Origin of the sequence: Streptomyces sp. NPDC051310 (assembly GCF_044455245.1) — a bacterium.
Classification (GTDB): Bacteria; Actinomycetota; Actinomycetes; order Streptomycetales; family Streptomycetaceae; genus Streptomyces.
On the sequence record NZ_JBITEO010000001.1, the window covers coordinates 539,233 to 565,263 of the forward strand.

A 26,031-nucleotide genomic window follows, 5' to 3' on the forward strand; every position below is an offset into this window, starting at 1 on the left:
CAACGAGGAGATGACCGGGTGCCTGGCACGAACCTGACCCGTGAAGAGGCGCAGCAGCGGGCGGAGCTGCTCACCGTGGACTCGTACGAGATCGACCTCGATCTCAGCGGCGCACAGGAGGGCGGCACCTACCGGTCCGTGACCACCGTGCGCTTCGACTCCGCCGAGGAGGGCGCGGAGACGTTCATCGACCTTGTGGCCCCGGCCGTGCACAAGGTCACCCTGAACGGCCACGCGCTGGACGTCGCGGCCGTCTTCCGGGACTCGCGCATCACGCTCAAGCACCTCAAGCAGGGCCGCAACGAGCTGACCGTCGTCGCGGACTGCGCGTACACGAACACCGGCGAGGGCCTGCACAAGTTCGTCGACCCGGTCGACGACCAGGTGTACCTCTACACCCAGTTCGAGGTGCCGGACGCGCGCCGCGTGTTCGCCAGCTTCGAGCAGCCGGACCTGAAGGCCACCTTCCAGTTCACCGTGAAGGCACCGGCCGGCTGGACCGTCATCTCGAACAGCCCGACGCCGGAGCCCAAGGACGACGTCTGGGTCTTCGAGCCGACGCCGCGCATGTCCACCTACGTCACGGCGCTGATCGTCGGCCCGTACCACGCGGTGCACAGCACGTACGAGGGTCCGGACGGGCAGGTCGTGCCGCTGGGCATCTACTGCCGTCCGTCGCTCGCCGAGTTCCTCGACGCGGACGCGATCTTCGAGGTGACCCGGCAGGGCTTCGACTGGTTCCAGGAGAAGTTCGACTACGCGTACCCGTTCGCCAAGTACGACCAGCTGTTCGTGCCGGAGTTCAACGCCGGCGCGATGGAGAACGCGGGCGCGGTGACCATTCGCGACCAGTACGTCTTCCGCTCCAAGGTGACGGACGCGGCGTACGAGGTGCGCGCCGAGACCATCCTGCACGAGCTCGCCCACATGTGGTTCGGCGACCTCGTCACCATGGAGTGGTGGAACGACCTGTGGCTGAACGAGTCGTTCGCCACGTACACCTCGATCGCCTGCCAGGCCGCCGCGCCCGGCTCGCGCTGGCCGCACTCGTGGACCACGTTCGCGAACTCGATGAAGACCTGGGCGTACCGGCAGGACCAGCTCCCGTCGACGCACCCGATCATGGCCGAGATCCGCGACCTGGACGACGTGCTGGTCAACTTCGACGGCATCACCTACGCCAAGGGCGCGTCCGTGCTCAAGCAGCTGGTGGCGTACGTCGGCGAGGACGAGTTCTTCCGCGGCGTGCAGGCGTACTTCAAGCGGCACGCGTTCGGCAACACGCGCCTGTCCGACCTGCTGGGCGCGCTGGAGGAGACCTCCGGACGCGACCTGCGGACGTGGTCCAAGGCGTGGCTGGAGACGGCCGGCATCAACGTGCTGCGGCCGCGGATCGAGGTCGACGGGGACGGGGTCATGACCTCGTTCGCGGTGCGGCAGGAGGCCCCGGCGCTGCCGGCCGGCGCGAAGGGCGAGCCGGTGCTGCGGCCGCACCGCATCGCGATCGGCCTGTACGACCTCCAGGACGGCAAGCTGGTCCGTACGGACCGGATCGAGATGGACATCCAGGCGAGCGAGCTGACCGCCGTGCCGCAGCTGGAGGGCCGCACCCGCCCGGCCGTGGTGCTCCTCAACGACGACGACCTGTCGTACGCCAAGGTGCGCCTCGACGAGGAGTCCCTCAAGGTCGTCGCCCAGCACCTCGGCGACTTCACCGAGTCCCTGCCGCGCGCGCTGTGCTGGGCCTCGGCCTGGGACATGACCCGGGACGGCGAGATGGCCACGCGCGACTACCTGGAGCTGGTGCTGTCGGGCATCGCGAAGGAGTCGGACATCGGCGTGGTGCAGTCGCTGCACCGCCAGGTGAAGCTGGCCCTCGACCTGTACGCGGCGCCCGGGTGGCGCGAGACGGGCCTGGCGCGCTGGACCGAGGCGACGCTGACGCACCTGCGGACCGCGGAGCCGGGCAGCGACCACCAGCTCGCCTGGGCGCGGGCCTTCGCCGCGACCGCGCGCACGCCGCAGCAGCTCGACCTGCTGGCCGCGCTGCTGGAGGGCCGGGAGACGATCGAGGGCCTGGTCGTGGACACCGAGCTGCGCTGGGCCTTCGTGGAGCGGCTGGCGGCGACGGGCGTGTACGACGAGCCGGAGATCGCGGCGGAGCACGAGCGCGACCGGACCGCGGCGGGCGAGCGGCACGCGGCCACGGCGCGGGCGGCGCGTCCGACGCCGGAGGCCAAGGCCGAGGCGTGGGCCTCGGTCGTGGAGTCCGACAAGCTCCCCAACGCCGTGCAGGAGGCGGTCATCGGCGGGTTCGTGCAGACGGACCAGCGCGACCTGCTCGCCCCGTACACGGAGAAGTTCTTCGCGGCCGTCAAGGGCGTGTGGGAGTCCCGGTCCTACGAGATGGCACAGCAGATCGCGGTCGGGCTGTACCCGGCGGTCCAGGTCTCCCAGGAGACCCTGGACGCGACGGACGCCTGGCTCGCGAGCGCCGAGCCCAACGCGGCGCTGCGCCGCCTGGTCTCGGAGTCCCGCTCGGGCGTGGAACGCGCCCTGAAGGCCCAGGCCGCGGACGCCGCCGCGGGCGTGTGACGGTTCCTCGCGAGTGAGCGGAAGGGGCGCCCTCCCTTGTGGAGGGCGCCCCTTTCGTCGTCGGCTTCCGGAGCGCGGTGCGCGGCGTCGGCGCATACGGGTGATGCCCCGGCCGGGGAAGGCGCCGCGGAAGGGGCATGTGTCCGCCGCGGGTGCCGCCGCGGTACGCGGTGCCCGGCTACCGCAGGGACGCGGCCTCGCGCAGGGCCGTCAGCACGCGGGCGACCGCCGGGGCGGACTCCGAGCCGCGCCGGACCGCGGCGATCACGTGGCGGCGCGGCTGGTCGGCCTCCAGGACCCGCATCACCACGCCCGTGGACCGCTCCGCGGCCGCCATGCGGGGCACCAGGGCGACTCCCATGCCCGCTTCCACCATCGCCAGGATCGCCGTCCACCCGGCCGCCGAGTGGGCCTGTTCGGGCAGGAAGCCGGCCGCCTCGCAGGCCGCCGTGGTGATCTCCGACCAGGGGCCGCTGCCTCCGAAGATCCACCGCTCCCCCGACAGGTCGGCCAGCCGCAACCCCGCCTCGCCCGCGAGCGGGTGCCCCGCCGGCAGGGCCACGTCCAGCGGGTCGGCGAGCAACGGCACCCGGGTGAAGCGGGGGTCCCGGGCGGTCGGTGCGTGCGCGGCCAGCGACAGCGCGAGGTCCACCGCACCGGCGGACAGCAGCTCGTACGCCTCGGCCGCCTCGGCCTCCCGCACCCGCACCTCCAGGGCCGGGTGAGCGGTGCGCAACCGCAGCACCGCCGGGACGACCAGGGCCGGCACGGCGGTGGAGAACGCCCCGACGCGCACCTCGCCCGCCTCGCCCTGGAGGTACCCCGCCAGTTCGGCGTCCGCCCGCTCCAGCTGGGCGAAGACCGCCTCGGCGTGGCGCAGCACCAGGTGGGCGGCGTCGGTGAGCCGCACGCGCCGCCCCTGCGCCTCCAGCAGCCGCACGCCCAGGTGCCGGGAGAGGTTGGTCAGCTGCTGGGAGACGGCCGAAGGGGTCATCAGCAGCGCCTCGGCCGTCGCGGTCACCGTGCCGCGGTCGCGGAGCGTGCGCAGGATGCGGAGCTTCTTGATGTCCCACTCGGTCATGCCGGGCAACCTATCCGCTCACCCGCCGCTCGGCCGGCGAGGCCCAACACAAGGGTTTTTCCGGCCAGTCGGCACGCCGGAGGGACTGTGGCGTCCACCGGACACGGCCGCCGGATCCGGTTGCCCGGCGCTCCCGGCGGCGCGGACACTCGGAGTCACGCCCGCCGCGGACGCGGCGGGCGTTCGACGGGCTTTCGTCCCGGAAGATCCGCAGGGGGAATCCGCATGGCATTGCGCAAGGTGACCGCGGCGCTGTTCGCGGTCCTGGCACTCATGACCGCCGCGGCGGTCGGGCCGGCCGCGCCGGCATCCGCCGCGACCAGCACCCCCGCAGGCCCCGGCCAGTCCCACGGCCACTCCCACGGCCACCACCCCGGCTTCACCGCCGAAGCGGAGGAGGCGGGCCTGGACGACGACGAAGCGGAGGAGCTCCAGCGGCAGGTGGACCACTACGTCGCCCGCCAGGGCGGCACCCAGGTGGCCCTCAACCGGATCGTGGTCGCGGGCATGGGCGAGATCGTGCTGCCGCTCCCCGGCGCACGCCAGGCCCGCGCCGACTGCCCGGCCCAGAACTTCTGCATGTTCACCGGACCCGACTTCACCGGCGCGCAGTTCAACCTGTACCGGTGCGCCACGTACACGCTGGAGAACTGGACCGGCGACGGCTCCTGGATCAACAACCAGACGCCGGGCACGCGGGCCCAGTTCCTGGACCGCAACCGGAACGTCATCCACACCACCCCGGGCGCCTACTCGGCGAGCTCCCGCTACAACTGGGACCCCGTCTGGTACGTCGTCAACTGCTGACCGCGACACCGCCTCCCGCCCGCTCCCCGCTCCCCCTCCGGACCGCTCCCCCGGGTCGCTGTCCCCCGGCCCGCTCCCGGTCTCTTCCGTACGGCGGGCACGCGCGTCCCCCGCGTGCCCGCGCCTCCGGGGTCCCCCGGCTCCCCCGGCCCCGCCTCCCCGGGCATGTGAGGGCCTCGTCCGCCGGCGGCCGGCCGGCGGACGAGGCCCTCACGTCGCCGGTGCCCTCAGCTGTTCCGGCTCGCCCCCAGCACCACGCCGCCCAGGATCAGCACCATGCACACCGCCTGGAGCGCCCCCATCGCCTCGCCGATCAGCAGCCACGACAGCAGCGCCACGCACACCGGCTGGAGGTAGTACACGACTCCCGCCCGCGCCGCGCCGATCAGGGAGACGGCCTTGTTCCAGGCGAAGAAGGCGAGCGCCGAGGAGAAGACGCCGACGTACACCAGCGGCCCGATCGTGCCCGCCGACGCCTCGAAGCCACCCTGCACCGCGAGGCTGGCGCCGTACGCCGGCAGCAGCATCAGCGCCCCCAGCACGAAGGTCGCGAGGAGGAAGGCCGGTCCGCCGAGTTCCGCGGGCCGCCGCTTGAGCAGGGCGCTGTAGGACGCGAAGCAGACGGCCGCCGCCACGATCCACAGGTCGTCGGCGGCGAAGTCGGCCGCCGCGGAGCCCCTGCCGACCAGCAGCACCACTCCGGCGCAGGCGATCAGCAGGCCGGCCACCCGGCGCGGGCCGAGCCGGGCGCCGCCGAGGCGCTCGTACACCGCCATGAGGACGGGCGCGGCGGCCATGACCATGCCCATGGTCCCGGCGGAGGTGGTCATGCCGGCCTGGTTGACGAGGGTGTTGTAGACGGTGACGCCGAGCAGCGCGGCGAGCGTCACGAAGCCGATGTGCCGGCGCAGGAGGCGGCGCTGGCGCCAGGCCGCGCCGGCGGCGAAGGGGGCGGCGGCGAGGAGGGCGACGATCCAGCGCCAGAAGGCGGCCTGGACCGGTGGCACGGAGTCGTGCAGGGCCCGGGAGGTGACGAAGCTGCCGGACCAGACGACCGTCGCGACGCCCGCGAGGAGGAGACCGAGGCCGGACACCTGCCCCGCCCTCTTCGCGGTCGCCGTCCGCGCGGAATCGGATCGGACACGGTCCACAACTGCCACGGGGATCCCTTCTCCTGCGCGCTTTCCGGCGCGTCCTGTGCGGTCGCCCTACCGTCGCACCGGCGATCCCTCCAGGTCCATCGAAACTTTCTGAGCATTCCTTTCAGCCGAGCTGAACATAGGACGGGGCCGCGGGGTCCACTGGCCGGCCAGCGTCGCACCGAAGGCGATCACCATCCCGAGCAGCTGCACCGGGCCCAGCGCCTGGCCGAGCAGCACCCAGCCGAGCACGGCGGCCGTGAGGGGCGAGAGCGGGCCGAGGAGCGTCACGGCGGTCGCCGTCAGCCGCTCGATCCCGCGGAACCACAGCCAGTACGCGACGGCGGTGTTGGCGAGTGCGAGGTAGGCGTAGCCGGCGGCGGCCCGTGCGTCGAGGGCCGGCGGCGCGCCCTCCACCAGCAGGGCGACGGGAGCGATCAGCAGACCCCCGGCACTCAGCTGCCAGCCGGTCATGGCCAGCGGGCCGACCCCCTGGGGGCGGCCCCACCGCTTGGTCAGCACCGTGCCCGCCGACATCGACGCGGCGGAGGCGAGCCCCGCGAGCACGCCGACGAGGTCGAAGGCGGCGCCGGCCTTCAGGACGACGAGGCTCACGCCGAAGGCGGCGGCGACGGCGGCGAGCAGCGACCGCACGGTGGGCCGCTCGCCCAGCAGGAGCGCGGCGAGCCCGACGACGAACAGCGGGCCGACCGAGCCGACGACGGCGGCGACCCCGCCCGGAAGGCGGTAGGCGGCGAGGAACAGCAGCGGGAAGAACGCCCCGATGTTCAGGGCCCCGAGCGCCGCCGACTTCCACCACCACACCCCGCGCGGCAGCGTCCGGGTGAGCGCCAGCAGCGCCAGACCGGCGGGCAGTGCCCGCATCAGCCCGGTGAACAGCGGCCGGTCGGGCGGCAGCAGCTCGGTGGCGACGACATAGGTGGAACCCCAGGAAACGGGGGCCAGTGCGGTCAGGGTGACGACGGCGGCCTTGCGGGACATCGGTGGTTTCCCCCCTCGATTGGCTCAGCGCTAAGTAGCTTAGTCCTAAGCTACTTACTTGCAAGCAACTTTTTTGATCCGCTCCGCCGGTGAAGGGAAACTGCGGCCATGACCTCGACACCCCGCCCCGAGCCCCGCCTCCGGGAACAGGACCCGGCCGCCCAGCACCCGGCCGCACCGGGGCCGGCCGCGCCGGATCCGGTCGACGCGATCATCGCGCAGTGGGCGGTGGTACGCCCCGACCTCGACACCGTGCCGATGGCCGTCTTCGGGCGCATCTACCGGCTCGCCCACACGATGGGGACCCGTATGGAGAAGGCGTACGCGCCCTACGGCATCGCTCGTGGCGAGTTCGACGTCCTGGGGACACTGCGACGGTCGGGAGAGCCGTACACGCTGTCGCCGCGGGAGCTGTCGGCGACGCTGATGCTGACGACCGGAGGCATGACCGGTCGCCTGGACAAACTGGAGCGGGCCGGACTGCTGTTCCGCAGCCCCGACCCCCACGACCGCCGCGGGCTGCGGGTGACGCTCACCGAGCGGGGCCGCGAGCTGGTGGACGAGGCCGTGGCGGCCGGGCTCGCGGTGCAGCGTGCGGCCCTGGAGGCGGCGGCCCTGGACGAGACGGAGGCGCAGCAGTTGTCGGCCCTGCTGCGCAAGCTCCTCACGGCCACCGGCGCGTAGCCCCCCCGGCGTGCGGCCTGCGGCGTGGGGCGCCCGGTGTGCAGCACCCGGGGGGGCGCCCGGCGTGCGGCCTGCGGCGTGCGGCGCCCGGCATGGGGCGCCCGGCGTGGAGTCCGGACGGACGCCGCGAGGGGTGGAACGCACATAGGCGCCGCACAGCGGCATCCCGCTGTGCAGCGCCTACGGAAGAGAAGGCGGTGCGGTCCCTAGCTCTGCTTCCTCGACTTGTCGAGCACCATCACGAGCCCGGCGATGACCAGGAACAGCAGGATGGGGGCACCCACGAACAGGCCCAGCGTGTCGATCACGCTCAGGCCGCTGCCCGGGTCGTCACCGTCGTCCCGGACGAGCGCGAGCGCGGGGGACGACATGAGCAGCATCATCAGCGTCGTACCGGCCGCGACGGCGCCGGCGCGCAGGGCGTTCTTCTTGTCCACGGTGCCAACCTAGCGAACGCCTAACGACGCCGCGCGCCCGGGGGTCCCATAGGGGGCTCCGCCTCCGGTGCCGCCGCCGGTGCCGGTGCCGGTTCGGCCGGCCCCGCGGGGGCCCGCATCTCCGCCATCAGGGCGTGCAGCCGGGGCGAGGAGGCCAGTTCCTCCAGGCTGACCGGCCGGCCCTCGGCGTCGGCGACGGGCAGCCGCCAGTTCGGGTACTGGTCCCAGGTGCCGGGCAGGTTCTGCGGGCGGCGGTCGCCCACCGCGTCGGGCAGCCACACCCCGGCCATCCGCGCGGGCGTGCGCCGCAGGAAGCGGTAGAAGGCGCGGATCTCCGCCTCCTCGTCGCGCGGGCCACCGGCCGGCAGGAGCCGCAGCTCCTCCAGGTAGGCCAGCCACTCGGCGGCGTCCGTCGCGTCCTCGGCCCGCTCCTGCTCCAGCGGCCGGGTGAGCAGGCCCAGCCGGTGGCGCAGCTCGACGTGCTCCCCGGTCAGACGGGCGGCCGTGGACGGCAGGTCGTGCGTCGTGGCGGTGGCCACGCAGTCGGCGCGCCAGGTCTCCGGGGGCAGCGGCCTGCGGTCGCCCTCCCAGTCGCGTTCGAACCACAGCACGGACGTGCCGAGGACACCGCGGCGCTGGAGGGCCTCCCGCACGCCGGGCTCCACCGTCCCGAGGTCCTCGCCGATCACCACGGCACCGGCGCGGTGGGCCTCCAGGGCGAGGACGGCGAGCATGGCGTCGGCGTCGTACCGGACGTAGGTCCCCTCGGTGGGCTCACGGCCCTCGGGCACCCACCACAGCCGGAACAGGCCCATCACGTGGTCGATGCGCAGGGCGCCCGCGTGCCGCAGCAGCCCGCGCAGCACGTCCCGGTAGGGGGTGTAGCCGGAGGCGGCGAGCGCGTCGGGCCGCCAGGGCGGCAGGCCCCAGTCCTGGCCGCGCGCGTTGAACGCGTCCGGCGGGGCGCCCACCGACATGCCGGCGGCGAACGCGTCCGCCTGCGCCCAGGCGTCCGCGCCGTCCGGGTGCACGCCGACCGCGAGGTCGTGGACGATCCCGACGTCCATGCCCGCCTCCCGGGCGGCCCGCGCGGCGGCGCCGAGCTGCTCGTCGGTGAGCCAGGCGAGCCGGCAGTGGAAGTCGATCCGGTCGGCGAGCTCCTCGCGCTCGCGCGCGGTGGCGGCGGACCGCGGGTCGCGCAGGTCCCGGGGCCACTGGGAGCGGTCGGAGCCGTACCGCTCGACCAGGGCGCACCAGGTGGCGTGGTCCTCCAGCGCCTGCCCCTGCGCGGCGCGGAAGCCCCGCAGGGAGGCGTGGCGGCCGGGGCCGAGCGGCACGGCGCACAGCAGCTCCAGGGCGCGGCGCTTGAGCACCCACACCGCGTCCCGGTCGATCAGCTCACCCTTGCGGAGCACCTTCTCGCGCAGCTCGCCGGCGCGGGCGACGAGCGCGTCGAGCTCGGCGCGGCCCTCGGCCGTCAGGTGGGCGGGCGCGTACGCGTACTCGGGGACGTCCTCGACGCGCAGGTGCACGGGGTCGGGGAAGCGCCGGGAGGAGGGCCGGTACGGGGAGGGGTCGGTGGGGGTGCCGGGCACGGCCGCGTGCAGCGGGTTGACCTGCACGAACCCGGCGCCGAGCGCCCGCCCGGCCCAGTCCGCCAGCTCGCGCAGGTCGCCCAGGTCGCCCATGCCCCAGGAGCGGGAGGACAGCAGCGAGTACAGCTGCACCAGGAGGCCGAAGCCGCGCGCGGGGGGCTGCGGCACGCGCGCGGGGGCCACGACGAGCGTGCAGTGCGCGGTGCGCCCGTCGCCCGCCCGCGCCTGCAGCCGGTGGACCCCGAGCGGCAGCGCCCCCCAGTCGCCCGGCTCCCGGGTGGTGCCGTCCTCGGTGGTGAGCCGCAGGGCGGTGCCCGGCGGGAGGGCCACGAGGGGGCGCGGCAGGCGCGGTGCGGCGTCCTTCCACAGCACCAGCGTCGGCGGGAGCAGCCGCCGTGCGCACGTCTCCTCGACGGCCGCCAGGGAGGCGCGGATCGCCTCCGGGGTGGTGGCATCGACGTCCAGGGCGGCGAGCACCTCGACCACCGTGGCGTCGGGGACCGGGACGGTGACGCCCGCGGACGGGGAGTACGCGGTGGCGACACCGTGCAGCGCGGCGAGCCGGGCAAGGGTCATTCAGGCTCCTGGGGACTCCGGTCCGCCGGCCGTGCGGTGCGCGGTCGGCTCGCTGGTGAGGGGGGTGAAGTCGGTGAGGGCGGGTTCGCTGGTCAGCGGGGTGGCGTCGGCGAGCGGCGGCTCGCTGGTGAGGGGCGTGGAGCCGGCGAACGGCGGCTCGCTCATGAGGGGACCGGCGGGAGCGGGTGCCGGGCCCGGGACCTGTTTGGAGAGGGCGGACATCAGGAGCTGGGCGGACGCGGCCACGGTGGCCTCCTCGGGGGGTGCGTGCGGTGCGGGCACGGGGCACCGCTGAACAGGGGACACAGCAGCCCTACCCAGCGCACGCCGTCGCATCCGTCCTACGTGGCGTGCGTCACAGGGCGCGTGGGGGGCGGGAGTTGGGCCTCCGCTCGTACCCCGGTAGGCAAATACGACACAACGGCCACGCACATTGACACCTCCGGCGAGGGGGTGGTGGGCTCGAAACCGTCCGGTTCAGCCACCGGCCAAGCTACTCGCGGAACGACGAAAGACGAGGGGAGACGCGCGTGCAGTTCGGGCGCAGGAAGCGGACCGCCACCGCCGTCGCGGTCGCCGTGATCAGTGGCCTGCTGGGCGGCGCCCCGGGTGCGCTCGCCGCCCCCGGCGACCCCGGCTCCCCCTCCGCCGCCGTGCCCGACCCCGGCCGCACGGGCGCGCGGCCGCCCGCCGTGTGGCCGCGCCCCCAGTCCCTGCGCCCGGCCGGCGCCGCGATACCGCTCGGCGAGGACGTGACCGTCGTCGTGGGCGAGGGCGCGGATCCGTACGCCGTGCGGGCCGTCGAGGACGTGCTGCGCGGGGCGGGCGTGCGGACGGTCCGCACCGGGCCGGACGTCGCCGGCCCCGGACCGGTTGTGCTGATGGGCGGACCCGGCGCGCAGAACGCGCTGCGCGCCCTGCGCGCGCCCGAACGCGCCGACCTGCCGTCCGGCGGCTACCGCATCGCGACCGGCCGCCACGGCGGCCGGGACACCGTCGCCCTGGACGGCGTCGGCGAGGACGGCCTCTTCCACGCCGTCCAGACGCTGCGGCAGCTGGTGACGACGACCGCGGCAGGCCGCCGGGCCGTGCCGGGCGTCATGGTGCGCGACTGGCCGGGCACCGCCGTACGCGGCATGGCGGAAGGTTTCTACGGACAGCCCTGGAGCCACGCGCAGCGCCTCGCGCAGCTCGACTTCATGGGCCGCACCAAGCAGAACCGGTACCTCTACGCGCCCGGCGACGACCCGTACCGCCAGGCGCAGTGGCGCGACGCCTACCCCGCGGCGCAGCGCGCCGAGTTCCGCGAGCTGGCCGAGCGCGCCCGCCGCAACCACGTGACGCTGGCCTGGGCGGTGGCTCCCGCGCAGTCGATGTGCCTGGCCTCCGAGGACGACGTCAAGGCGCTCAAGCGCAAGGTCGACGCGATGTACGCGCTCGGGGTGCGCGCCTTCCAGCTCCAGTTCCAGGACGCCAGTTACGACGAGTGGCACTGCTCCCGGGACGCCGACACCTTCGGCTCCGGCCCCGCGTCCGCCGCCCGGGCGCACGCGCGCGTGGCGACCGAACTGGCGCGCCACCTCGCCGTCCGGCACCCGGACGCCGAGCCGCTGTCGCTGATGCCGACCGAGTACTACCAGGACGGCGCCACCGAGTACCGCTCGGCCCTCGCCGCCGAGCTGGACCCGCGCGTGCAGGTCGCGTGGACGGGCGTCGGGGTCGTGCCGCGCACCATCACCGGCGGCGAACTGGCCGGTGCGCGCGACGCGTTCAAGCACCACCCGCTGGTCACCATGGACAACTACCCGGTCAACGACTACGCGCAGGACCGTATCTTCCTCGGCCCGTACACCGGGCGGGAGCCGGCCGTCGCGGCCGGGTCGGCGGTGCTGCTGGCCAACGCCATGGAGCAGGCCGCCGCCTCCCGCATCCCGCTCTTCACCGCCGCCGACTTCGCCTGGAACCCCAAGGGCTACCGCGCCCAGGAGTCGTGGCGGGCGGCGATCGACGACCTGGCGGGCGGTGACGCGCGCACCCGCGAGGCGCTCGCCGCCCTCGCCGGGAACGACGCCTCCTCCATCCTCAGCCCGGAGGAGTCCGCCTACCTGCGCCCGCTGCTCAGCGCCTTCTGGCGTACGCGCGCCACCCCGGACGCGGCGGCCCGGGACCGGGCCGCCCGGGAGCTGCGCGCCGCCTTCACGGTGATGCGCGAGGCCCCGCAGCGGCTGGCGGGCGCGGCGGAGGGCCGGCTGGACGACGAGGTACGGCCCTGGCTGGAGCAGCTCGCGCGCTACGGCCGCGCCGGAGAGGCCGCCGTGGATATGCTCCAGGCCCAGTCGCGGGGCGACGGCGCGGCCGCGTGGCGCGCCTCCCTGGAGCTGGAACCGCTGCGCACGGCGCTGCGGGCCGGTGGCGTGAAGGTGGGCCGCGGGGTGCTGGACCCGTTCCTGGAGCGGGCCGTCACGGAAGGGGCGGCGTGGACGGGGGCGTCACGCGACGCGGGCGGCGCCCGGCGCGCGCCGACGGCGTACACGGTGCAGTTGGACCGGCCGCGGCCCCTGGAGGCGGTGACCGCGATGGCGGTGCCCGCGACGGGCGGGCCGGCGGACGGCAGCGTCGAGGTGCACGTACCGGGCGAGGGCTGGCGGCGGCTGGGCGCCCTGTCCCCCACGGGCTGGACGCAGGCCGCGGCACGGGGCCTGCGCGCGGACGCCGTCCGCGTCACCTGGACCGGCGCTCCCGTGGACGTCCGGGCCCTGGTTCCGTGGTTCGCCGACGAGCCGCAGGCCCGGCTGGAGCTCGGGCGCACGGAGACGGACGCGGTGATCGGCGGCGCGCCGCAGCGGGTGGACGTCGTGCTGTCGGCGCAGCGCCCGGGCGAGGTGCGCGGCGCGCTCACGGCCAGGGCCCCCAAGGGCCTGAAGGTCACCGTCCCTAAGCGGACGACCGTCCCGCGCGGTACGGCGGCCACCGTCCCGGTCGCGATCACCGTCCCGAAGGGCACCCCCGCGGGCGAGTACCGCGTAACGCTGGCCTTCGCCGGCGAGGAGCGCACCCTGACCGTGCGCGCCTACCCGGCGACCGGCGGTCCCGACCTGGCCCGTACGGCGACGGCGTCCTCCTCCGGCGACGAGACCCCCGACTTCCCGGCGGCGGCCGCGAACGACGGCGACCCGGCGAGCCGCTGGTCGTCGCCCGCGGAGGACGGCGCCTGGTGGCAGGCGGAGCTGCCGCGGCCCGCCCGCCTCGGCCAGGTGGTGCTGCACTGGCAGGACGCGTACGCGGCGAAGTACCGCATCCAGGTGTCGGCGGACGGCCGCACCTGGCGCACGGCGGCGACGGTGCGGGACGGCAAGGGAGGTCGCGAGGCGGTCCGCATGGACGCCCCGGCCACCCGGTTCCTGCGCGTGCAGGGCGACGAGCGCGCGACGCGGTTCGGCATCTCGCTCCACGGGGTGGAGGCGTACGCGGTCGCTCCGTAGCCGCGGATACGGCGTGGGGCCCGGGTCACGGGCCCGTCCGCCGGAGCGAGCACGGCCGGGACCACGGCGGGCGGTCCCGTGCGGGGTCCGGGCCCGGGGCAACGCAAAGGCCCGGACCGTGGGCATCAGGCGGAGATGCCGTCGATCCGGGCCATGGCGTCGTCCGCGCCGTACGGCTGCAGGTAGGGCAGCCAGCGCGGGTCCCTATGACCGGTCCCGATGATGCGCCAGGCCAGGCCGGAGGGCGGGGCGGGTTGCTGGTGGAGCCGCCAGCCGAGCTCCCGCAGGTGCCGGTCGGCCTTGACGTGGTTGCAGCGCCGGCAGGCGGCCACCACGTTCTCCCAGGCGTGCTGTCCGCCGCGGCTGCGCGGGATGACGTGGTCGACGCTGGTTGCGACGCCACCGCAGTACATGCAACGCCCTCCGTCGCGGGCGAAGAGGGCCTTGCGGGTCAGAGGAACGGGCCCCCGGTAGGGGACCCGAACGAACCGCTTGAGGCGGACGACGCTGGGTGCCGCGATGGCACGGGTCGCGCTGTGCATGAAGGCGCCGGACTCCTCGAGGCATATGGCCTTGTTCTCGAGGACGAGGACGAGCGCGCGGCGGAGCGGTACGACGCCGAGGGGCTCGTACGACGCGTTGAGGACCAGGACATGCGGCACGGATGCCTCCTTGTACGCCGGCGGCGCGTGGCTCGCGCCGGGACGATCTGCTCTCAGTCTCTCCTCATGCCAGGTCGAAGCGCCACCACGTACCGGTAACGGGCTCGGAGTGTTTTCGACCACACCCTCTTGTCATCCCCAGGTGAGACGTACCTCTCCCTCGAACATGGCAACGAACCCCCCTCGTTGTCCCGTTAGATTGTTTTGTCTGCTCTTCACGCCTGGAGGTACCCCACCGTGCACTGGTCCGCCGTACTGGCTGCCGACCCCACCCCCGCGCCGGTGTCGCTCGACGAGGCTGCGAAGCAGGCCAACGAGGCCGCGGGCTGGGTCGAGGAGAATTGGTCCACCTGGCTGAACACCGGACTGCGCATCCTGCTGATCCTGGTGGTCGCCTTCGTCCTGCGGATGCTGGTCCGCCGGGCGCTGACGAAGCTCATAGAGCGCATGAACCGCAGCGCCCAGGCGGTCGAGGGCACGGCCCTCGGCGGCCTGCTGGTCAACGCGGAGCGCCGCCGGCAGCGCTCGGAGGCGATCGGCTCGGTCCTGAGGTCGGTGGCGTCGTTCCTGATCCTCGGCACGGCGGGGCTGATGATCCTCGGGGCCTTCAACATCGATCTGGCCCCGCTGCTCGCCTCGGCGGGTGTGGCGGGTGTCGCGATCGGCTTCGGCGCGCGGAACCTGGTCACGGACTTCCTGTCCGGCGTCTTCATGATCCTGGAGGACCAGTACGGCGTCGGGGACTCCGTCGACGCGGGCGTCGCCTCCGGCGAGGTGATCGAGGTGGGCCTGCGGGTGACGAAGCTGCGCGGCGACAACGGTGAGATCTGGTACGTCCGCAACGGCGAGATCAAGCGGATCGGCAACCTGAGCCAGGGCTGGTCGACGGCGACGGTCGACGTCACGGTGCGCCCCTCGGAGGACCTGGACCACATCCGCGCGGTGATCACCGCGGCGGGCGAGGCCATGGCCAAGGAGGAGCCCTGGAACGAGCGCCTGTGGGGCCCGGTCGAGGTCCTGGGCCTCAACGAGGTGCTGCTCGACTCGATGACGGTCCGGCTCTCGGCCAAGACCATGCCGGGCAAGTCCCTGGGCGTGGAGCGCGAGCTGCGCTGGCGCATCAAGCGGGCCTTCGACGAGGAGGGCATCCGGATCGTGGGCGGCCTGCCGCAGCAGGCCGACGACGAGCCGAAGCCGGACCCGACGGCGGGCATGGCGGCGCCGTCGGCCTTCGCCAGCACGACCTCGCCGCAGTCGGCGGCGGCGACCCCCCTGACCCCGACGGCCCCGGCCCCGGCCCCGGCTCCGGCTCAGCAGCCGGCGCCGAACCTGACGAAGTGAACCAGTGCCCCCGCCGTGACGGCGGGGGCACCGCCGTGTCAGGCCTCGGGAGTCACGACCTGCTGGAACACCTCGTTGGCGGTCATCGCTCCGGTCCACACGCGCAGCGACTTCAGCGCGCCGGGGAGGAAGCCGCCGGAGGCGACGCCGCCGGCGGTCAGTTCGCCGGTGCCCTGCCGCGACCGGTTTACACCGGACCAGCCGTGGGTGACGTCCCAGAAGCCGGCGTACAGCGCGAGCTGTCCCGTGCCGGATCCCTTCTCCTGGCTGCTCCACGGCTGGTGGGCGTCGAAGACGCCGGTGAGGTCCACCCAGGCGTCGGTCCGGGCCGGCTCGCTGCCGGAGACGGTCACCTCGACCGGTGTGCCGTCCCCTGCGAGGGCCGCTCGGGAGAACTCCCACACGTAGGCACCGGGGCCGTGCTTGCGGATCCACAGCGCCCACGAGTGACCGGCCCCCGCGCGCTGCCCGGCGACCAGCGCCCGGTAGCCGTCCGGCTTGGCCTCCAGCGCGGCGCCGTCCACCCGCACGCGTGCGGAGACGGTGAACGAGCCGGTCTCGTCCACGACCGGGCCGCTGCCCGCCGCGTGACCGCTCGTACCGTCCAGGGCGAGTGAGCCGTCCTCCGCCCGGAAGGCCGCACCCGTCGGCGAGAGCCTCATGTCGCGGGCCGGGTAGGGGGACACCTCCCGGAGCCGTGAGCCGCCGGACGCGGCCGCGTCCCAGTGGGCCACCAGCGGGGTGGCCGGGCTCCCGCTGTCGGTGACCTGCGCTTCGGCGCGGACGCCGCGCTCGGTGCGCGCCCACTGGGTGACGGCCACCTCGTCGACGCGCCCGCGGAAGTGGTCACGGAACGCGCCGGCGGTGCGGGACCGCCCGAACTGGAGTCCCCCCGTGGCGCGCCACGGCCGGTACGACGGCGCGGCCTCCGCGGCGACCACCGGCCGCCCCTGGGGCCGGCCGTTGACGAACAGCTGCACGGTGTCGTTGGACGGGTCGCTGTCGTACTTGGTGTCGAACACCCCCGCGAGATGGGTCCAGACGCGGACCGGCGGGCTCGACGCCTCACCCAGCGACCGGATGTGCGCGGTGCCGGCCTCGTCCCGGGCGCCGCGCCGGAAGGCCCACTTCTTCTCCGCCGCGGAGTAGTGGAGGGCGAAGGCGGCCTCCTGCTCACCCGGCGCGGACAGCACGACCCGGTCGGCGCGGGTGTCGGTGAGGTAGGCCCACGCGGAGACGGTGAACGACTCGGCGGTGTCGAGCACGGGCCGTTCGGTGGCCGCGTACTCCTGCGGCTTGCGGGGGTCCCTGCTGTCGAGCAGCAGCGACCTGTCCTGCTCGCCGCCGCGTGCGAGCGGCGACCAACCGCTGCCGTCGGTGTGCAGCGTTGCGTCGTCGGGTTCGCCGACGGGCGCGGAGTCCTTGGCCACGGTGGCGGCCGGGTCGGCCAGGCCGTCGTCGAAGCGCCATCGGCCGGCGTCCTCGATCCGGTTCACCTTGAACCGGAACTCGGCCGGTGCGCTCCAGCGGTCGCCCCGGTCCTTGGCCCGCACGGACAGGATGTGCACGCCGTCGGTCTCCGGGATCACCTCGGACGAGACGGCCTCCGCCGCACCGATGTCCCGGGCCGGCGCTCCGAGGAGCTGGAACCGGTAACCGGTGACGTCCGTGTCGGCCGGGTCCGGCGCGAAGGAGAAGCGGCCGGGCATCCCGGGCCCGCCCGCTCCGGCGCACGGGTCGGCGGCACATTCGCCGTACGGCCCCAAGGACGTGATCCGCGGTGCCTTGGGCACGGGATCGTCCCCGCTCTCCGCGTACACCGGGCCCGCCCCGCCGGCGATCAGCGCCATGCTCGTCACGCCGACCGTCAGCCGACGTCTGCCTCGTGCCCCGCTGCCTGGTGTGCCGCTTCCGCGGCCGTACGACATGCCGAACGGCATGGATACCCCCCACGTTTGCTGCATGTCTGATGGGCGGAACGTACACAAGTTCAAGACCCGGGGGCCATCGAGATCCACACCCGGGTGACCGGCGATGGCTTGTTCTCGGCCACCCGGCCGGCGACAGGCCACGGCTGGCGCACCACCCTTGACGCCCACCCCGCCTCCCCCATACCTTCTGCCCACCACAACTGGAAACTTTCCTAACAGTGCCTCACAGCCCCGGACCGGAAGGCAGGTGCACCCCATCGTGGTCGGAGCCGGCGGGACGACGCCCCCCAGCGGCGGGAGTGCGGGCGGGAGCAGCAGGGGTCCCGTCGGCGGCACCCCCGGGACCCCCCGCGTCCTGCGGGCCATGAACGACCGGGCCGCGCTCGATCTGCTGCTGGAGCACGGGCCCCTCTCCCGCACCCGGATCGGCAAGCTCACCGGGCTGTCGAAGCCCACCGCCTCGCAGTTGCTCGCGCGGCTGGAGGCGGCCGGGCTGGTCGTGGCCACCGGGACCACCGAGGGGCGGCCCGGGCCCAACGCGCAGTTGTACGCCGTCGACGCGCGGGCCGCGTACGCCGCCGGGATGGACGTGGACCCGCGCCGCATCCGCGCCGCCGTCGCCGATGTGACCGGGGCGGTCGTCGGTGAGTTCGAGCTGGCCACCCCCAAGCGGCCCGCCGGGGACGTGGTGCGCCAGGTGAGCGAGGCGCTCGACGGGGCCGTGAAGGCGGCCGGTCTCACCCGGGCGGACGTCCACCGGCTGGTGATCGGGACGCCCGGCGCCTTCGACCCCGGCACGGGACGGCTCCGGTACGCGAGCCACCTGCCCGGCTGGCACTCCCCCACCCTCCTGGAGGAACTGGCCGCCGCGCTGCCGATGCCGGTCGAGTACGAGAACGACGTCAACCTCGTCGCGGTGGCCGAGCAGCGCCTCGGAGCCGCCCGCGGGCACGGCGACTTCGTCCTGCTGTGGAACGAGGAGGGCCTCGGCGCCGCGCTCGTGCTGGGCGGGCGGCTGCACCGCGGGTTCACCGGCGGCGCGGGCGAGGTCGGCTTCCTGCCCGTCCCCGGCGCCCCCCTGGTGCGCCAGGTCACCAAGGCGAACAGCGGTGGCTTCCAGGAGCTCGCCGGCGCCCAGGTGCTGCCCCGCCTCGCCCGCGCCTGCGGCATCGAGGACGTGCCGCGCGGCACGTACGCGGAGGTCGCCGCCGCCCTGCTGGAGCGCGCCGCGCACCGCGACGACGCCCCGTACACCCGGCTCCTCGACGCCTACGCGACCGCCCTCGCCACCGGTCTCGCCTCGCTCGTCGCGGTCCTCGACCCCGAACTCGTGGTGCTGTCCGGCGCGCTGATCACTGCCGGCGGCGAGGCGCTGCGCGAGCGCGTGCAGGCCGAGCTGGGCGAGCTGGCCGCCGCCCGGCCGCGGCTCGTCGTCGGCGGCGTACGGCACCACCCCGTGCTCCGCGGTGCGCTGGAGAGCGCGCTGGCCGCGACCCGGGACGAAGTCTTCGACACCTCTCGTTGAGCCCACACCCAGGGAGACGCCCCATGGCCCGCACAGCCGCCGCGCTCGCCGCGGCCGCCGCCTTAGCCCTGCTCACCTCCGCCTGTACCGGTTCCGCCGGGGCCGGGGCCGACGACGATCCGAACGCCCGGGTGACGCTGACCTTCTGGCACGGCTGGTCGGCGCCGAACGAGGTGAAGGCGGTCGACGCCGCCGTCGAGCGGTTCGAGGACGCCCACCCGAACATCACGGTGAGGGCCGTCCCGAACATCACCGACGACAAGATCCAGCAGGCGCTGCGGGCCGGCGGCTCCGGCGCCCCGGACGTCGTGTCGTCGTTCACCACGGACAACGTGGGCAAGTTCTGCTCCTCGGGCGCCTTCGCCGACCTGAAGCCGTTCATCGGCACGTCGGGGATCGACCTGGAGAAGACGTTCGCCAAGCCCCGCCTGGACTACACGCAGTTCGAGGGCAAGCGCTGCGCGCTGCCGCTGCTGGGGGACGCGTACGGGCTCTACTACAACAAGGACGCCTTCGCGGAAGCGGGCATCGAGGCGCCGCCGCGGACCTGGAGCGAGTTCGACGAGGCGGCCGAGAGGCTGACGAAGGAGAAGGGCGACTCCTACGAGCAGCTCGGCTTCATGCCGAACTTCCACGGCTACGAGTCGACGCCGGGGCACCTGGTCGCCCAGTGGAGCCCGGCGTACTTCGACCGGGACGGGAAGTCGAACATCGCGAAGGACCCCGCCTTCGCCGCCATGTTCACCTGGCAGAAGAAGCTGATCGACAGGCTGGGCGGCTTCGAGAAGCTGGAGAGGTACCGCAGCACCTTCGGTGACGAGTGGGGCGCCAAGCACCCCTTCCACACGGGCCAGGTGGCGATGCAGCTCGACGGCGAGTGGCGGCTCGGCATGACCGCCGACGCCAAGGTGCCCTTCGAGGTCGGCGTCGCCCCGCTGCCCGTCCCCGACGACCAGGCCGCCGAGTACGGCAAGGGCTACCTGTCGGGCACGATCGTCGGCATCGCCTCCACCAGCAGGAAGCAGAACGCGGCGTGGGAGCTGGTGAAGTACCTGACGACCGACACGGACGCGGTCGTCGACTTCGCCAACGAGCTGCGCAACGTGCCGTCCACGCACGACGCGCTCGCCTCGCCGGAGCTCAGGCTGGACCCGCGCTTCAAGACCTTCCTGGACATCGCCCGGCACCCGGGGTCCAACACCACCCCGGCCTCCGTCAACGGCGGCGCGTACCAGGTGACGCTGCAGGAGTTCGGCTACCTGTACGAGTCCGGCCGGGAGAAGGACCTGAAGGCGGGGCTGGAGCGGACCGCCCGGCAGATCGACACGGACATCGAGAAGGCCGGGTGACCACGCGCACGCTGCGGGCGAAGCGCACGCGCGGGGCGCTGCGCACCGTCGCCTTCCTCTCCCCCTGGCTGGTCGGCTTCGGCGTCCTCTTCGCGTATCCGCTGGTGTCGACCGTGTACTTCTCCTTCATGAGGTACGACGGGTTCCGGGCGCCCGTGTTCGCCGGGCTGGAGAACTGGACGTACGTCTTCTCCGGCTATCCGGCCTTCTGGCCGGCCCTGCGGAACACGCTGTGGCTGGTGGTCGTCATGGTCGCCTGCCGGGTGGTGTTCGGCCTCGGGGTCGGGCTCCTCGTCACGAGGATCAAGGCGGGCGCCGGCGTCTTCCGGACGCTGTTCTACCTGCCGTACCTGGCCCCGCCCGTCGCCGCCACGCTCGGCTTCGTCTTCCTCCTCAACCCCGGTACGGGCCCGGTGAACGCGATCCTCGCCGACGTGGGCCTGCCGGCTCCCGGCTGGTTCACCGATCCCGCGTGGTCCAAGCCCGCGCTGACGGTGCTCGCGGTGTGGGGCGTCGGCGACCTGATGGTGATCTTCATGGCCGCCCTGCTCGACGTACCGAAGGAGCAGTACGAGGCCGCGGAGCTGGACGGTGCCTCGGCCGTGCAGCGCTTCCGGTACGTGACCCTGCCCAACATCGCGCCGATCGTGATGTTCGCCGTGGTCACCGGGGTCATCCAGACCATGCAGTACTACACGCAGCCCCTGGTGGCCGGGAAGGTCGCCTCCGGCATCATCGGCAACAGCGGCCAGCAGTTCGAGCCGGGGTACCCGGAGAAGTCGACGCTGACCCTGCCGCAGCTCGTGTACAACCTGGGCTTCCAGCGCTTCGACTACGGATCGGCGTGCGTCGTCGCCCTGGTGCTGTTCGCCCTCGCCATGGCCTGCACGGCGCTGCTGATGCGGCGGCGCGGCGGGCTCGTACGGGCAGGTGACTGACCGCCATGACGTACCTGCGGGACACCCCGCCGAAAGCCGGACCGCCGGGCGCCGCACGGCCGAAGGCCGCGCACACCGCGCGCGGCGCCCGCCGCAGAGCGGTGCTGCACTGGATCGGTGTGCACGCGCTGGGTGTCGCGGCCGCGCTGTTCTTCGTGCTGCCGTTCGTCTTCCTCTTCCTCACCTCGCTGATGAGCGACAGCCAAGCGCTCACCCGCGACCTCGTCCCGGACACCTGGGAGTGGGGCAACTACGCACGGGTGTGGGAGACGCCCGGGTTCCTGACCTGGTGGCGCAACACCCTGCTGTACGCCGGGCTGGGGACGGTGCTGACGGTCGTCTCGTCCGTCCCCGTCGCGTACGCGCTCGCCAAGTTCCGCTTCCGGGGACAGCGGCTGGCGCTGATGCTGGTGATCTCGATGATGATGCTGCCGCCGCAGGTGGTCGTCATCCCGATGTACCTGTTCTGGGCCCGGCAGATGGACCTGTCGGGCAGTCTGTGGCCGCTGATCGTCCCGATGGCGTTCGGGGACGCCTTCTCCGTCTTCCTGCTGCGGCAGTTCCTGCTCACCATCCCGGACGAGTACCTGGACGCGGCGCGGGTCGACGGCTGCGGCGAACTGCGGACACTCGTCCGGGTGGTTCTTCCGATGGCGAAGCCGGGTATCGCCGCGGTCGCGCTGTTCCAGTTCTTCTACGCCTGGAACGACTACTTCGGGCCGCAGATCTACGCGTCGGAGAATTCGGCCGCCTGGACGCTGAGTTACGGCCTGGAGTCCTTCAAGGGGGCGCACCACACCGACTGGAACCTGACCATGGCCGCGACCGTCCTGGTGATGGCCCCGGTCATCCTCGTCTTCTTCTTCGCCCAGAAGGCATTCGTCGAGGGCGTCACGCTGACCGGAGTGAAGGGCTGAGCCGATCATGAAACTGGCCGTAGTGGGGGGCGGGTCGACGTACACGCCCGAGCTGGTCGACGGGTTCGCGCGGCTGCGCGACACCCTTCCGATCAGCGAACTGGTGCTCGTCGACCCCGGGGCCGAGCGCCTGGAGGCCGTCGGCGGGCTGGCCCGCCGGATCTTCGCCAGGCAGGGGCACGACGGGGTCATCACGACCACCTCCGACCTGGACGCGGGCGTCGACGGCGCCGGCGCCGTCCTGCTGCAGCTGCGCGTCGGCGGCCAGGCGGCCCGGGAGCGGGACGAGACCTGGCCGCTGGAGTGCGGCTGCGTCGGGCAGGAGACGACGGGCGCCGGCGGTCTCGCGAAGGCGCTGCGCACGGTCCCGGTGGTGCTGGACATCGCCGAGCGCGTACGCCGCGCCAGCCCGGAGGCGTGGATCGTCGACTTCACCAATCCGGTCGGGATCGTGACGCGGGCGCTGCTCCGGGCCGGACACAAGGCGGTGGGCCTGTGCAACGTGGCCATCGGCTTCCAGCGGAGGTTCGCCGCGCTGCTCGGCGTCGCCCCCGGGGCCGTGCACCTGGACCACGTGGGGCTGAACCACCTGACCTGGGAGCGCGCGGTGCGGCTCGGCGGGCCGGACGGCGAGGACGTGCTGCCCGAGCTGCTCGCCCGGCACGGGGACGCCATCGCCGGCGACCTGCGGCTGCCACGGGCCGTGCTGGACCGGCTGGGGGTCGTGCCCTCCTACTACCTGCGCTACTTCTACGCACACGACGAGGTCGTGCGGGAGCTGGGCACCAAGCCCTCGCGGGCGGCGGAGGTCGCCGCGATGGAGCGGGAGCTGCTGGAGATGTACCGCGACCCGGCGCTGGACGAGAAGCCGGAGCTGCTGGCCCGGCGCGGCGGGGCCTTCTACTCGGAGGCGGCGGTGGACCTGGCGGCGGCGCTGCTCGGGTCCGGTGCCGGCTCGGGAGCCGGGGCCGGGGCAGGCTCCGGCGGACCGCGGGTGCAGGTGGTCAACACGTACAACGACGGGACGCTGCCGTTCCTGCCGGACGACGCGGTCGTCGAGGTGCAGGCGGCGGTGGACGGCGGCGGCCCGGTGCCGCTGGCGGTGCGGGAACCGGACCCGCTGTACGCCGGGCTGATCGCGCACGTCGCGGCGTACGAGGACCTGGCGCTCCAGGCCGCCCTGCACGGGGGCCGCGACCGGGTGTTCAAGGCGCTGCTCGCCCACCCCCTGGTGGGGCAGTACGCGCTCGCCGAGGGGCTGACGGACCGGCTGATCGCGCACAACCGGGAGCACCTGGCGTGGGCGTGAACCCCGGCGCCGCGCTCGTGCTGGCCATCGACGCGGGCAACAGCAAGACGGACGTCGCCGTGGTCCGGGCGCACGACGGGGCGGTGCTCGGCGCGGCGCGCGGCGGGGGTTTCCAGCCCCCGGTGACCGGGGTGGAGGCCGCGGTCGACGTGCTGGCGGCGGCGGTCGCCGCGGCGGCCGCCGCCGCGGGGCTGGACGGACCGCCGTACGCCGCGCACGTGTCCGCCTGCCTCGCCAACGCCGACCTGCCCGTGGAGGAGCGGGAGCTGGCGGACGCGGTACGGGCGCGGGGCTGGGCCGGCTCCGTCGCGGTCCGCAACGACACCTTCGCCCTCCTGCGGGCGGGGGTGGAGGAGCCCCGGGGCGTGGCCGTGGTCTGCGGGGCCGGCATCAACTGCGTGGGCATGCGGCCGGACGGGCGCACCGCGCGCTTCCCCGCGCTCGGCAGGATCTCCGGGGACTGGGGCGGCGGCAGCGGTCTCGCCGAGGAGGCGCTGTGGTGGGCGGCCCGCGCGGAGGACGGGCGCGGGGAGCCGACGGAGCTGGCGCGCACGCTGCCCGCGCACTTCGGGCTCGACTCGATGTACGCCCTCATCGAGGCGCTGCACCGGGGGCGCATCCCGGCCGGGCGGCGCCACGAGCTGACGCCGGTGCTGTTCGCGACGAGCGCGGCGGGGGACCCCGTCGCCGGCGCGCTGGTGGAGCGGCTCGCACAGGAGGTCGTCGCGATGGCGTCGGTGGCGCTGTCCCGGCTGGACCTGCTCGACGAGGAGGTGCCGGTGGTGCTGGGCGGCAGCGTGCTGGCGGCCCGGCACGACCAGCTGAACCCCCTGATCGCCGAACTGCTCGCGGCCCGGGCCCCGAAGGCGGTCACGGCCGTCGTGGCCGAACCGCCGGTGCTGGGCGCCGGTCTGCTGGGGCTGGACGACCTGGGCGCGCCGGCCCGCGCCCGGACGGGACTGCGGGCGTACTACGCGGGGAGGTGACCGGCGGGGCGCGGTGCCGGAACGGGAACCGCAGCGGGCCGGGCGGCGTATTCAGAGGGGGATCGAATGCGGGTACGACCGGGCGTTCAGCACGATAGGAACAAGATCGAGTCAAGCCTGGTGTGAATGTCGGCCCCTCCGGCCATACTGCGGGCAGCGACCGAGGGGGAGGTCACGTGACATACGCACCGGATGTGCCGAACGGGCCGCCGAACGGGCCGGGCGGGGCGCCGTCGCCGGCGGGACCGCCGCCCGTGCCGTCGCAGTCCGTTCCGCCGGTGTCCGTGCTGCCGCCGTCCGCTCCGCCGGTGGCGGTCGCGCCCGCGGCACCGGTGCCGGTGCCCGTGCCCTCCGCGCGCGGCGCGTGGGCCGAGGGGCGGGCCCGGCTGCGCGCCGCCGCCACGACCGAGCCGGGCCGGCTCCAGATCATCGGGGCCGTACTGGCGCTGCTGGTCGTGGTGTTCGGTGCCGTCACCGCCCTGGAGGTGGCGGACCGGGCCGCCGCGGCCGACGACGTGGTGAGCCGCAGCCAGCCGCTGAGCGCCGACGCCGCGGACATCTACCGCTCGCTCGCCGACGCCGACACGGCGGCCGCCAGCGGCTTCCTGGCGGGCGCCCAGGAGCCGACCGGGGTGCGCGAGCGGTACGCGTCGGACATCGCGACGGCGTCGAGGCTGCTCGTCAAGGCCGCGGCGAACACCGAGGGTTCGAGCCGGTCGGCGCGCGAGATCGCCGCCCTCAACGAGGCGCTGCCGCGCTACACGGGTCTGGTGGAGCGCGCCCGCGCCGCGAACCGGCAGGGCCTGCCGCTCGGCGGCGCGTACCTGCGGTACGCCAACCAGCAGATGACGTCCGAGATGCTGCCCGCCGCCGAGCGCCTGTACGCGGCCGAGACGGCGCGGCTCGCGCAGGACGACCGGGACGCCCGTGCCTGGCCGTTGATCTCCCTCACGGTGGGCATCCTGGTCATCGGGGCGCTCGCCTGGGCGCAGCGGCGCACCTACCTGCGGACGAACCGGGTCTTCAACCACGGCCTGCTCGCCGCGACCGCCGCGTCCGTGGTGGTCCTGCTGTGGCTGGCGGCGGGGCACACGCTGGCACGCGGTCAGCTCGCGGACGCCACCCGCCACGGCCAGGATTCGCTCCAGGTGCTGAACGAGGCGCGGATCAACTCCCTCAAGGCGCGCGCCAACGAGAACCTGACCCTGGTCGCGCGGGGCGCCGTGCTGACCGAGGACGGCAAGGACAAGTACGAGACCGACTACGGAACGGGCATGGACCGGCTCGGCTCGGCGCTCGCCCGGGCCGGCCGGCTCGCCGACGACACCGCGGGCCGCAAGCCGGTCCAGGACGCGGTGCAGCGGGTCGGGGAGTGGCGGGAGCGGCACGCGGCGGCACGCGCGACGGACGACGCCGGCGACTACGAAGGCGCGCTGGCCGGGGTCATCGGCGACGAGGGCTCGACCGGCCGGTCCTTCGACGAGGTGGACGCGGCGCTGAAGCAGGCGCTGGACCACGAGCAGGGCGAGTTCACCCGCGCCGCCGAGGACGGCCGCGGCGCGCTGGCCGGACTGCCGGCCGGAGCGGCGGCGCTGGCCGTCCTCGGGGCGGTGGGGGCCATCATGGGCATCAACCGCAGGCTGTCGGAGTACCGGTGAGGGTGAGGGGAGGCAGG

At 74.2% G+C, this 26,031-nt stretch carries 20 protein-coding genes; 12 read left to right on the forward strand and 8 right to left on the reverse strand.

Annotation, left to right across the window (positions count from 1 at the left end):
- The first annotated feature begins 18 nt into the window (after positions 1-18).
- Positions 19-2,595: an aminopeptidase N gene (gene pepN, locus ACIA79_RS02385; RefSeq protein WP_399426187.1), complete on the forward strand. Its 2,577-nt coding sequence runs from the start codon at positions 19-21 to the stop codon at positions 2,593-2,595.
- 178 nt (positions 2,596-2,773) lie between these two features.
- Here pepN and ACIA79_RS02390 read toward each other — a convergent pair whose 3' ends face one another.
- Positions 2,774-3,676 (reverse strand): LysR family transcriptional regulator, encoded by a 903-nt coding sequence (locus ACIA79_RS02390; RefSeq protein WP_399426188.1) that lies wholly within the window; start codon positions 3,674-3,676, stop codon positions 2,774-2,776.
- 225 nt (positions 3,677-3,901) lie between these two features.
- Here ACIA79_RS02390 and ACIA79_RS02395 point away from each other — a divergent pair, with 225 nt between their 5' ends.
- On the forward strand, positions 3,902-4,483 hold the full coding sequence (locus tag ACIA79_RS02395; RefSeq protein WP_399426189.1) for a peptidase inhibitor family I36 protein: 582 nt from the start codon (positions 3,902-3,904) through the stop codon (positions 4,481-4,483).
- A gap of 227 nt (positions 4,484-4,710) precedes the next feature.
- On the opposite strand, the gene ACIA79_RS02400 is transcribed toward ACIA79_RS02395, so the two are convergent.
- Complete coding sequence (locus ACIA79_RS02400) at positions 4,711-5,577, reverse strand: DMT family transporter (protein ID WP_399426191.1); 867 nt, start codon at positions 5,575-5,577, stop codon at positions 4,711-4,713.
- A 114-nt stretch (positions 5,578-5,691) separates the two neighbouring features.
- On the reverse strand, positions 5,692-6,624 hold the full coding sequence (locus tag ACIA79_RS02405) for an EamA family transporter (protein ID WP_399426193.1): 933 nt from the start codon (positions 6,622-6,624) through the stop codon (positions 5,692-5,694).
- A 108-nt stretch (positions 6,625-6,732) separates the two neighbouring features.
- Here ACIA79_RS02405 and ACIA79_RS02410 point away from each other — a divergent pair, with 108 nt between their 5' ends.
- Entirely contained in the window at positions 6,733-7,308 is a 576-nt protein-coding gene (locus ACIA79_RS02410; protein ID WP_399426195.1) for a MarR family winged helix-turn-helix transcriptional regulator, read from the forward strand.
- 206 nt (positions 7,309-7,514) lie between these two features.
- On the opposite strand, the gene ACIA79_RS02415 is transcribed toward ACIA79_RS02410, so the two are convergent.
- From ACIA79_RS02415 to ACIA79_RS02425, 3 genes are read right to left on the reverse strand one after another with little or no spacing between them, the layout of a single operon-like run.
- Complete coding sequence (locus ACIA79_RS02415) at positions 7,515-7,745, reverse strand: hypothetical protein (RefSeq protein WP_399426197.1); 231 nt, start codon at positions 7,743-7,745, stop codon at positions 7,515-7,517.
- Positions 7,746-7,765: 20 nt separating this feature from the next.
- A complete protein-coding gene (gene malQ, locus ACIA79_RS02420; RefSeq protein ID WP_399426199.1) occupies positions 7,766-9,916 on the reverse strand; it encodes a 4-alpha-glucanotransferase in 2,151 nt (716 codons plus the stop codon).
- Positions 9,917-10,162, reverse strand: coding sequence for a hypothetical protein (locus ACIA79_RS02425; protein ID WP_031070542.1), 246 nt, complete (start codon positions 10,160-10,162; stop codon positions 9,917-9,919).
- 284 nt (positions 10,163-10,446) lie between these two features.
- On the opposite strand from ACIA79_RS02425, the gene ACIA79_RS02430 reads away from it, so the two are divergent.
- Positions 10,447-13,398 (forward strand): beta-N-acetylglucosaminidase domain-containing protein, encoded by a 2,952-nt coding sequence (locus tag ACIA79_RS02430; RefSeq protein ID WP_399426201.1) that lies wholly within the window; start codon positions 10,447-10,449, stop codon positions 13,396-13,398.
- Between the two features lie 125 nt (positions 13,399-13,523).
- On the opposite strand, the gene ACIA79_RS02435 is transcribed toward ACIA79_RS02430, so the two are convergent.
- Complete coding sequence (locus ACIA79_RS02435) at positions 13,524-14,060, reverse strand: HNH endonuclease (RefSeq protein WP_399426203.1); 537 nt, start codon at positions 14,058-14,060, stop codon at positions 13,524-13,526.
- A 237-nt stretch (positions 14,061-14,297) separates the two neighbouring features.
- Between ACIA79_RS02435 and ACIA79_RS02440 the strand changes: the two genes are divergently transcribed.
- Positions 14,298-15,401, forward strand: a complete 1,104-nt coding sequence (locus ACIA79_RS02440; RefSeq protein ID WP_399426204.1) for a mechanosensitive ion channel family protein — start codon at positions 14,298-14,300, stop codon at positions 15,399-15,401.
- Between the two features lie 38 nt (positions 15,402-15,439).
- Here ACIA79_RS02440 and ACIA79_RS02445 read toward each other — a convergent pair whose 3' ends face one another.
- Positions 15,440-17,251, reverse strand: a complete 1,812-nt coding sequence (locus ACIA79_RS02445; RefSeq protein WP_399426276.1) for a LamG-like jellyroll fold domain-containing protein — start codon at positions 17,249-17,251, stop codon at positions 15,440-15,442.
- A 445-nt stretch (positions 17,252-17,696) separates the two neighbouring features.
- Between ACIA79_RS02445 and ACIA79_RS02450 the strand changes: the two genes are divergently transcribed.
- The 7 genes from ACIA79_RS02450 (at position 17,697) to ACIA79_RS02480 (ending at position 26,014) form a co-directional block, all read left to right on the forward strand.
- Positions 17,697-18,857, forward strand: a complete 1,161-nt coding sequence (locus ACIA79_RS02450) for an ROK family protein (RefSeq protein ID WP_399426206.1) — start codon at positions 17,697-17,699, stop codon at positions 18,855-18,857.
- A 23-nt stretch (positions 18,858-18,880) separates the two neighbouring features.
- Entirely contained in the window at positions 18,881-20,206 is a 1,326-nt protein-coding gene (locus ACIA79_RS02455) for an ABC transporter substrate-binding protein (protein ID WP_399426208.1), read from the forward strand.
- The gene (locus ACIA79_RS02460) at positions 20,203-21,144 is read left to right on the forward strand and encodes a carbohydrate ABC transporter permease (protein ID WP_399426209.1); all 942 of its coding nucleotides are present in this window, start codon (positions 20,203-20,205) and stop codon (positions 21,142-21,144) included. Before ACIA79_RS02455 ends, ACIA79_RS02460 begins: the two co-directional genes overlap by 4 nt.
- 5 nt (positions 21,145-21,149) lie before the next feature.
- Entirely contained in the window at positions 21,150-22,061 is a 912-nt protein-coding gene (locus ACIA79_RS02465) for a carbohydrate ABC transporter permease (protein ID WP_399426211.1), read from the forward strand.
- 7 nt (positions 22,062-22,068) lie between these two features.
- A complete protein-coding gene (locus ACIA79_RS02470) occupies positions 22,069-23,370 on the forward strand; it encodes a 6-phospho-beta-glucosidase (RefSeq protein WP_399426212.1) in 1,302 nt (433 codons plus the stop codon).
- Positions 23,361-24,356 carry an N-acetylglucosamine kinase gene (locus tag ACIA79_RS02475; RefSeq protein WP_399426215.1) on the forward strand — a complete coding sequence of 332 codons (996 nt, stop codon included), beginning with the start codon at positions 23,361-23,363 and terminating at the stop codon, positions 24,354-24,356. Before ACIA79_RS02470 ends, ACIA79_RS02475 begins: the two co-directional genes overlap by 10 nt.
- Positions 24,357-24,610: 254 nt before the next feature.
- On the forward strand, positions 24,611-26,014 hold the full coding sequence (locus ACIA79_RS02480) for a hypothetical protein (RefSeq protein ID WP_399426216.1): 1,404 nt from the start codon (positions 24,611-24,613) through the stop codon (positions 26,012-26,014).
- The last annotated feature ends 17 nt before the right edge of the window (positions 26,015-26,031 follow it).

What these genes read in the sequence shown, in the direction of transcription:
- ACIA79_RS02450 (WP_399426206.1), top strand. Translation starts at nt 17,697, where the DNA reads ATGAACGACCGGGCCGCGCTCGATCTGCTGCTGGAGCACGGGCCCCTC.
- ACIA79_RS02455 (WP_399426208.1), top strand. Translation starts at nt 18,881, where the DNA reads ATGGCCCGCACAGCCGCCGCGCTCGCCGCGGCCGCCGCCTTAGCCCTG.
- ACIA79_RS02390 (WP_399426188.1), bottom strand. Translation starts at nt 3,676, where the DNA reads ATGACCGAGTGGGACATCAAGAAGCTCCGCATCCTGCGCACGCTCCGC.
- ACIA79_RS02405 (WP_399426193.1), bottom strand. Translation starts at nt 6,624, where the DNA reads ATGTCCCGCAAGGCCGCCGTCGTCACCCTGACCGCACTGGCCCCCGTT.
- ACIA79_RS02395 (WP_399426189.1), top strand. Translation starts at nt 3,902, where the DNA reads ATGGCATTGCGCAAGGTGACCGCGGCGCTGTTCGCGGTCCTGGCACTC.
- ACIA79_RS02465 (WP_399426211.1), top strand. Translation starts at nt 21,150, where the DNA reads ATGACGTACCTGCGGGACACCCCGCCGAAAGCCGGACCGCCGGGCGCC.
- ACIA79_RS02470 (WP_399426212.1), top strand. Translation starts at nt 22,069, where the DNA reads ATGAAACTGGCCGTAGTGGGGGGCGGGTCGACGTACACGCCCGAGCTG.
- malQ (WP_399426199.1), bottom strand. Translation starts at nt 9,916, where the DNA reads ATGACCCTTGCCCGGCTCGCCGCGCTGCACGGTGTCGCCACCGCGTAC.
- ACIA79_RS02445 (WP_399426276.1), bottom strand. Translation starts at nt 17,251, where the DNA reads ATGGCGCTGATCGCCGGCGGGGCGGGCCCGGTGTACGCGGAGAGCGGG.
- ACIA79_RS02410 (WP_399426195.1), top strand. Translation starts at nt 6,733, where the DNA reads ATGACCTCGACACCCCGCCCCGAGCCCCGCCTCCGGGAACAGGACCCG.